This is a genomic window from Oleiagrimonas sp. (assembly GCF_027858935.1).
Lineage (GTDB): Bacteria > Pseudomonadota > Gammaproteobacteria > Xanthomonadales > Rhodanobacteraceae > Oleiagrimonas.
Map to the genome: position 1 here is coordinate 1 of NZ_JAQIBU010000007.1, position 8,138 is coordinate 8,138.

Annotated in this window: 6 protein-coding genes; 4 read left to right on the top strand and 2 right to left on the bottom strand. The window is 61.2% G+C overall.

Annotated elements, in window-relative coordinates; translation table 11 throughout:
* Positions 1 to 159: 159 nt before the first annotated feature.
* Positions 160 to 1,062, bottom strand: coding sequence for a LysR substrate-binding domain-containing protein (locus PF446_RS00285; RefSeq protein ID WP_298068550.1), 903 nt, complete (start codon positions 1,060 to 1,062; stop codon positions 160 to 162).
* Between the two features lie 94 nt (positions 1,063 to 1,156).
* On the opposite strand from PF446_RS00285, the gene PF446_RS00290 reads away from it, so the two are divergent.
* Positions 1,157 to 2,200, top strand: coding sequence for a YeiH family protein (locus PF446_RS00290; RefSeq protein WP_298068553.1), 1,044 nt, complete (start codon positions 1,157 to 1,159; stop codon positions 2,198 to 2,200).
* A gap of 218 nt (positions 2,201 to 2,418) precedes the next feature.
* On the opposite strand, the gene PF446_RS00295 is transcribed toward PF446_RS00290, so the two are convergent.
* Positions 2,419 to 4,524 carry a S9 family peptidase gene (locus PF446_RS00295; RefSeq protein WP_298068555.1) on the bottom strand — a complete coding sequence of 702 codons (2,106 nt, stop codon included), beginning with the start codon at positions 4,522 to 4,524 and terminating at the stop codon, positions 2,419 to 2,421.
* A 514-nt stretch (positions 4,525 to 5,038) separates the two neighbouring features.
* Here PF446_RS00295 and PF446_RS00300 point away from each other — a divergent pair.
* The 3 genes from PF446_RS00300 to PF446_RS00310 all read left to right on the top strand — a co-directional run.
* Positions 5,039 to 5,497, top strand: coding sequence for a pilin (locus PF446_RS00300; protein WP_298068556.1), 459 nt, complete (start codon positions 5,039 to 5,041; stop codon positions 5,495 to 5,497).
* A gap of 204 nt (positions 5,498 to 5,701) precedes the next feature.
* Entirely contained in the window at positions 5,702 to 6,133 is a 432-nt protein-coding gene (locus tag PF446_RS00305; RefSeq protein ID WP_298068558.1) for a pilin, read from the top strand.
* Positions 6,134 to 6,270: 137 nt separating this feature from the next.
* The coding region (locus PF446_RS00310) for a hypothetical protein (protein ID WP_298068560.1) at positions 6,271 to 8,138 on the top strand (1,868 nt) is incomplete at its 3' end.

The following is an 8,138-nucleotide window of genomic DNA, read 5'->3' on the forward strand; positions in this document are numbered from 1 at the left end:
CGGCGTAGCCCGGATAAGGCCAACGGCCGCATCCGGGATGGGGTGCCGCGCGGCCCTCGCTTCACGCGGCTTGTGCGGATCCTGCCCATGTGGCCCGTCGCAGGATGTGGCTTGTGTGGTCGGGGTGCGGCATCCCCGGATGCGCTTTGCTTATCCGGGCTACGGGGTGGGCTTGTCAGGTTCCGGAAGCGCGCTTTCCAGAAAGGCCCGCATGACCTGGCCGTGATACCGCGCTTTGTGCATGACCAGAGATAGCTGCCGGCGCATGTCCAGGAATGGCGTATCCAAGATTGCAAGTCGGCCTGCCAGCGCAGCTTCCGTGACTGCCACGCGCGGCAGGCAGGCGATGCCGAGCCCGGCACTCACCGCCTGCTTGATCGCCTCGACCTGGCCCAGTTCCATGACCACGTTTGCGTCGGGCAACTGCGCCAGCACGGTCTCGCTGAGGGCCCGCGTCGCCGACCCGGGCTCACGCAGGATCCAGCCCATGCCGTTAAAGTCCCGCGCCCGCAAGCGCCTGCGGCGTGCAAGCGGATGGTCCGGTCGGGAACAGACCACCAATTCATCCTCGCGCCACGGCAATCGCTCCAGCCGCGGATGCGTTACCGGACCCTCCACGCACCCCAGATCCAGCCGATGCGCGAGCACGTCACCCACGATGGCGTCGGTATTGGCGACGCGCAACTGCAAGGTCACCTGCGGATGTCGAGCGACAAAATCGCCGACCAATTCGCCGACCAGATAGTTGCCCACCGTGTTGCTGGCGCCCAGGTTCAGTTCGCCCTGCAACTGGCCGCTCACTGCTCCCGCCCAGTCCTGCAGGGCCTGCATGCGATCCAGGATCTCACGCACCCGAGGCAGCAATTCCCGTCCCTGTTCGTTGAGCCGCAGGCGACCACGCTCGCGATCGAACACCCGCGTATCCAGATGCCGTTCCAGCTCGGACAGGGCCATGCTCAAGGCCGGCTGGGTCAGGTGCAGATGTTCGGCAGCCGCGCGCACGCTGCCATGCATGGCCACGGCGGCAAACGCCTCGAGTTGCCGGGGGCTGAAACTTATCATCAGTTTTTCTTATTTGTTTGATAATTATTAATCAATATTACTTTCATTGTTCGACCGCCACAATATCCGCTCTTATCCCTGCTTCCTGACGCTCATGCAGCAGCTCGCCACCACCACCCAAATCGAATCTGGGCGCAACAGCGCATCCGCGCAGGCCTCGATCTGGCCCGGGCTTGCACTGGCCAGCGTCATTGCCCTGCTCGCGCTTGGCCTGGGGCATACGTGGCCGCTGGTGGGTGGTCCCGTATTCGGCATCGTGCTGGGTATTCTGGTGCGCAACACGCGCGCACCCCGTGTGCAGTTTCAACCCGGGATCAAGTTCGCGGGCAAGCAGGTGCTGCAATGGTCGATCGTGGCGCTCGGTCTGAACCTCAGCCTGGATCAGGTCGTGCGTACCGGGGCCTCGTCGCTTGAAGTCACCGCGGTCACGGTCGCAGCTGCGTTTGTTTCGGCCGCATTACTCGGCAAATGGCTGGGCATCCCCTCACGGCTGAAGCTGCTGATCGGCATTGGCACCGCCATCTGTGGTGGATCCGCGATTGCGGCCGCGACCCCGATCGTGCGCGCGGACGAACACGAGACCGCCTTTGCGATCTCCACGATCTTCCTGTTCAACCTGGTTGCCGTGCTGCTGTTTCCGACACTGGGCCACCTGATGCATCTGAGTGCGCACGGTTTCGGCCTGTGGGCGGGCACCGCCATCAACGACACCTCGTCCGTGGTCGCCGCGGGGTACACCTACAGCAAGGCCGCCGGCGATTACGCCACCATCGTCAAGCTGACCCGTGCGACCCTGATCATTCCGGTCTGTCTGGTGCTCGCCGCCATCGAGATCCGCCGCCACCGCAAACACGGACGCAGCGACTTCAGCCTGCGCCGCATCTTTCCATGGTTCATCGCCTGGTTCGTGGTCGCCGCCGCGCTGGACAGCGCCGGGCTGATCCCGCACGCATGGGCGCCGTACATCCACGACGCGGCCCAGTTCATGATCATCATCGCGCTGACTGCCATCGGCCTGTCCTCGGACCTGCGCCGCATGGCCTCCACCGGCGCAAAACCGATCCTGCTCGGCCTGGGCGTATGGGCCGCCGTCGCCTTCAGCAGCCTGGGCGTGCAGCTGCTGATGGGGCAGCTCTGACAAGCTGCACCCCACCTCCATCCCCCTGAGATCGGGGGTGGAGGCCAAAGCACATACACCGCATCGCGCCACCGAACCTACGAACACTGCCAGCGGCCACACAGCAGGGGGATGCTGTGCCCGAAGGGAATCCCTTCCGGGAGGCGGGGATCAGACCTGGGCAACGTAAAATCCGGCCCGCAAATCCTCCTCACCGCTGCCGTCGGCCCATGACCGTCTCACTTGAAGTTGGTCTTCACCGGATTGGTCTTGTCGTCCGTTTCAGGCGCCTTGGGTGTCCAGCGCTTGAGCCAGGCGTTGACCGTGTCGTGCCACTGCACGCTGTCGTGTGGCGTCAGCACGAAGTGGTTCTCGTTGGGAAAGGTCAGAAACTCGCTGGGAATGCCGCGCCGCTGCAGCGCGGTGAATGCACCCAGGCCCTGGGTCAGCGGAATGCGGAAATCCTTGGCCGAATGCACTACCAGCATCGGCAACCGCCAGTCAGCGACATGATCGATCGGGTTGAACTTCTCGTAGTTGGCCGGCACCCGGTATTGCGGCCCGCCGTTTTCGTGCTCCTCGAACCACAACTCATCGGTGGCGTAGTACATCATGCGCATGTCGAACACGCCGTCATGGTCGACCATGCACTTCCACGGCGTGTTCCACACACCTGCCATCCAGTAGACCATGTAGCCACCGTAGCTGGCCCCCAGGGCGCAGGCGCGATCGCCGTCCAGGAACCCGTAGTGGTTGAGCGCGTACTTCCATCCGGCCTTGAGGTCGTCCAGCGGCTTGCCGCCCCAGTCGCCCGAGATCGAATCGGTGAAGTCCTGGCCATAGCCGGTGGAGCCGTGGAAATTGATCGTGACCACGGCGAAGCCCTGGCCTGCATAGGTCTGCGGATTCCAGCGATAGCTCCAGCTGTTGCTCATCGCACCCTGCGGCCCGCCGTGGACAATGAAGGCCACCGGATAAGTCTTGCCGCTGTCAAAATCGGCCGGGGTGACCACATACCCCTGCACCCTCTGTTTATGCCAGCCGTCGAAGGTGAACCAGCGCGGCTGACCCATGCTCACACGGGCCAGTGCCGCGCGGTTGATGTCAGTGACCTGTTTCAGGTCGCCCCCGTTCACGCGCACGGTATAAAGGTCACCCGGCTGGGTCAGACTGTCACGCACCAGCACGATGCGATTGACAGCCAGGGCAGGATCATAGCCGCCGACACTGCCCTCGCTGACCAGGGTATCCACGCTGCCACTGTCTGTATGGATGGCAAACAACGGATGCTGGCCCTCGTCGTCGGCCGTCGCATACAGGATCTTGCCGTCACTGGAGATGCTGAGGTTTCCGGGCGAACGGTCCCAGTCCTGGTCCAGCTCCTCGGTCTTGCCGGTGGCAAGATTCATTTTCATGATGCGAAAGCGGTCCGATTCGAAGCCGGGGACCTTCTGCGCAAGGTAATACATCCAGCGACCGTCGGGTGACGGCACGGGCCAACCGTCCCAGGCCTTGTTGGCCGCGGTCAGGTTGCGCGGCTTCACCAGACCAGTGATCGGCGCCACGTAGATATCGAAATTGGTCGACCATGGCTCCGTGCGACCGGCAATGCGCACATCGAAATACAACGACTGCCCCTGCGGCGAGAACACATACTCGCCGGCATCACCGAACGGCTTGGACGGGATGTCGCCATCGATGCCGCGACTGACCCGCACCGGCGCGCCCACGGCCACGCCCAGCGCATTCAGGCTGGCCACGAACAATTGCGAACGGCGCCCATCCGACCACGTATCCCAGTGCCGCACAAACAGCTTCTTGTACAGCCTGCCCCTGGCCTTGTCGGCCTTGCGCGCATCCAGTCGCTGGCGCGTGCAGGCCAGCGTGCCGCAATCGGTGAACACGTCCATGGTCACGGCCATGTGCATGCCGTCGGGCGAAAGCTTGAAGGTACCCACGTCCAGCGGGTAATGCGTCACCTGGACCGGCGTACCGCCATGCGCCGGTACCTTCCAGACCTGACGGCTTCCCGAACGCGGGGACAAAAAGTAGATCTGGCTGCCGTCCCTGGACCAGCGAGGGCTGCTGGCCTGGTCGACCAGCTTGACCGGCGTCGCCCCGGCACGATCCAGATCCAGCGTGTCGATGGCGTGCAGCCCCTTGTTGGCCGCGTAGTCCGTGCTGCGCACCGAAAAGGCGACCATGGATGCATCCGGTGAAAGATGCGGATCGCTGACGCGCTTGAGCATGACCAGGTCATGCACGTTGAATGGATGCGTATCCGCAGCATGTGCATTGACGAGTGCCAGCACAAGCACGCATGCAAACCAAGCCTTGTTCCTCATGTCCCCAAGCTCCCCGTCATGTGTTGATCAATGACATCTGCCAAGCCCCACTTGGCCACATGGCCTCATCATGGCGCAAATTGCATGCGCTGGCATCTTGCGGGCCCCCGAGCCGTCGATGATTTGGTGATCGGCAGACAAGCCACAAGCACTTTTGTGCATCCACCTACGAACCAAACCACCAGGCATGCGCTCAGGGGCAGTTCACAAGTGACGCTTTTTGGCATCTTGTGTCCTCAAGCGTCACATTTCACAGAGAAAATACGGCTTTTCCCAGCACAATGTCGGGCCGAACCCCACAGTTTGTGGCGTTTCGTGACCGCGGCCACAATCAAAGGGGCTGCAAACGTGCGGAAATAGGGCCTCGTGGGTCTTGGCACGGTTCGTGCTGCAATCCACGTGAGCTTCCTGGTCATTCCTGTCAGTGGTGCGGGCCGATCCCGCCTAGGGGGATTCGGGACCGGCGGCTCAGGGGGCACACCATTTCACTAGCTAGTTACACGAGGGAATCACCATGAAAACGCAAAAGGGCTTTACGCTGATCGAACTGATGATCGTGGTAGCGATCATCGCCATCCTGGCGGCCATCGCCATCCCGCAGTACCAGGATTACATCACCAAGTCGCAGTTCTCCGAGTCGCAGACCATCGCCGACGGCCTGAAGACGCCAATCGTGGAGTACTACAACCAAGCCGGCCAGTGCCCGGCCAACGGCACCGGCGGCGTGTCCGCAGCCGGCAGCTATGCAGGCAAATATGTACAAAGCGTTACCACCGTAGCCGGTCCCGCTCCCTGTATCATTACCGTCGCGTTCAAGTCCACTACCGGCTCGATCTCTGCGCCACTGCGTACTAAGACCGTTACCTTCAAGGGCGTTGACAATGGCGGCACCTTCTCGTGGGTCTGCGACCCGGGTTCTGCCAGCGGCATTCCCAATAAGTACAAGCCGAATGTTTGCAACAACAATCCCTGATCCTGCTTAAGATTAACCGGCTAGGCGTTCTGGTCCGGTGATCCATACCTGAAGCCCCTCGCACGAGGGGCTTCTTTTTGGAAGCTTTCGATGTCCAGATGGACATCCATGACAGGGACTTTGAACAGGATACTCGCTGCTACAACTAGATGGGATGGGACTTGCTATTACCCTTATGGCAAACCTTTTCGGGGATAAGGCAATATGAAACGTACCGCGGGTTTCACGCTGATAGAACTGATGATCGTGATCGCGATAGTCTCGATCCTTTCTGCCATTGCCATCTCGGTCTACCAGGACTCCACGGCAAAGTCCGAACTCAGTGAAGCCTTCACTACGGTCGATGGCATGAAGGCCGATGTCGCCAGCTACGCAAACGAGACCGGCACCTGTCCGAGCGTTGGCATTGGGGGCATCCTCAACCCGGCAAGCTACAGCGGTAAATACGTCGCCTCGGCCACCGTCTCCGGCACTGGCACCAACTGCGTGATTACCACCATGATGCGTAGCAATACCGTCGCCCAGAAACTACGCGGAAAAAAGGTCGTGTTCACCATGAATCCGACCGGAGGCAGCACCAAGTGGACCTGCAGCAGCGACGCGCCGATCAACATCCGGCCGCATAGCTGCCGTTAAGATCACAGCAATGTGCAAACCGCATAAACTTCCCTGATGCAAGCCCAGCATCATCCGCAACCAGATAACGGCGGATTCGGGCATAGTGCGGACGTGCACATCACGGACTGGCCCGGTCCCAAGCGAGACGCTTTTCCATGAAATACCGGTTTCTTGTCATCCTCGCGGTGCTTTTGGTCACGGGATTGCTGTACTGGCCTTCCCTGCATGCCGCCTTCCTGTTTGATGACATTCCCAATCTGAGCGCGCTGGACAGTATCCAGCACCTCTCAAGCTGGCGTGACCTGGGCATCTACCTGTCGCAACCACGAGGCTTTCCCGGCAGGCCCCTGGCCATGCTCAGCTTCCTGCTGCAGAAGGCCTCCTGGCCCGATGATCCCTTCGCGTTCCGCCTGGTCAACCTGGGCATCCACCTTTTCAATGGCGTGCTGGTCTACCTGCTCGTACATCGACTGGCACGCAAGTGGCTGGCCGAAAAAATCGACCCGGAGGCACTGGATGCACGCGCTTTTCTGGCCGCTGGACTGGCCATGGCGGCATGGCTGCTGAACCCGATCCAGCTCGCTGGCGTGGTGCTGGTGGTGCAGCGCATGACGCTGCTGGCGGGCATGTTTGTCCTGCTCGGCCTGCTGGCGTACTTGCGCGGACTGTTGGCCGAACATCTTTCGTCGTTGCGGCGCGGACTATGGATGGTCATCGGACTGGGCCTTTGCATGGGGCTGTCGTTCCTGTGCAAGGAAAACGGCATCCTGCTGCCCCTGTTTGCGTTGGTCCTCGACGCCACGCTACTGCGTACAAATGTGCGGCACCTTCCCAGCAAGCTCCTGTGGCTGCGTCGCTTCCTGATCTGGCCGGTGACCCTGTTCGTATTCGGCTTTCTGTTGTGGAGCATCCCGGTGCAATGGGGACATCCCGGCATCCGTGATTTCACGGTCGGCGAGCGGCTGCTGACCGAACCGCGCATCCTGTTCAATTACCTCGGCAAGATCTTCCTGCCTCATTTTGGCATCTATGGCCTGTACCACGACGGATACACGGTATCGCATGGCCTGCTGTCGCCATGGACCACGCTGCCCGCTCTGCTTGCCCTTCTTGGCCTCCTTGGCGTGGCCTTCGCGGGATTGCGCCGTTGGCCGCTGCTTGCACTGGCCATCCTCTGGTACCTGGGTGGCCAGTTGCTGGAAAGTTCCAGCGTCATGCTCGAACTGTACTTCGAACACCGCAACTACATGCCGCTTGTGGGTATCGTGCTGGCGCTGGCCCTGGCCATCGCCCGCCTGCCCAGGGGATCGCTGCGTAACTTGGTACTGGCCTTGTTTGCGCTCTGGATTGCCGCATGCAGTTTCACCACCGCATTGAGTGCACGAGTCTACGCCTCCGAGGACAGTCTGGCGCTCACTTGGGCCAGCGCCCAGCCCGACTCGATTCGCGCGCAGACGTTCCTTGCCCAACGGCTTTTCAAGCACGGACAGCTGGATTCAGCGCTGGACGTCATCAACAGGGCCGCAGCCCACTATCCAAAAGATGCGTCCCTTGCGGAAAACCGGGTCTACCTCAAATGCATGCAGGGTAGTTTGACCAGCGAGGGTGTAGACCAGCTGGAGAAACTGCTGCGCTCAGCCCCCTATGACCGGGGCGGTTTCAACAACATGGAAACCTTGCGCAAGCTTGCCAGCACCGGCCATTGTCCCGCCTTGAATCCGAAAAGATGGCTGCGATTGGACAACACCTTGCTGAGCAATCCCGCCTATGCAAAAGACGGCATCGCCGCCGGATTCCTGCACTATCAGAAGCATTTCTGGGCCGTGCAGCAAGGGAATCTGACCATGGCCATCCAACAGCTCAAAGAGGCCTATAAAAACGACCCGGATGCCAACATCCCACGTATGGAGGCCAAGTATCTGGTCAGCGCCGGGTTGTACAAGCAGGCCATCGCCACCCTGGAAGACACCAACTATGCACGCCTGCCCCTGCTGCGAAGGCTGCTGGTCAACGACCGCGCCAT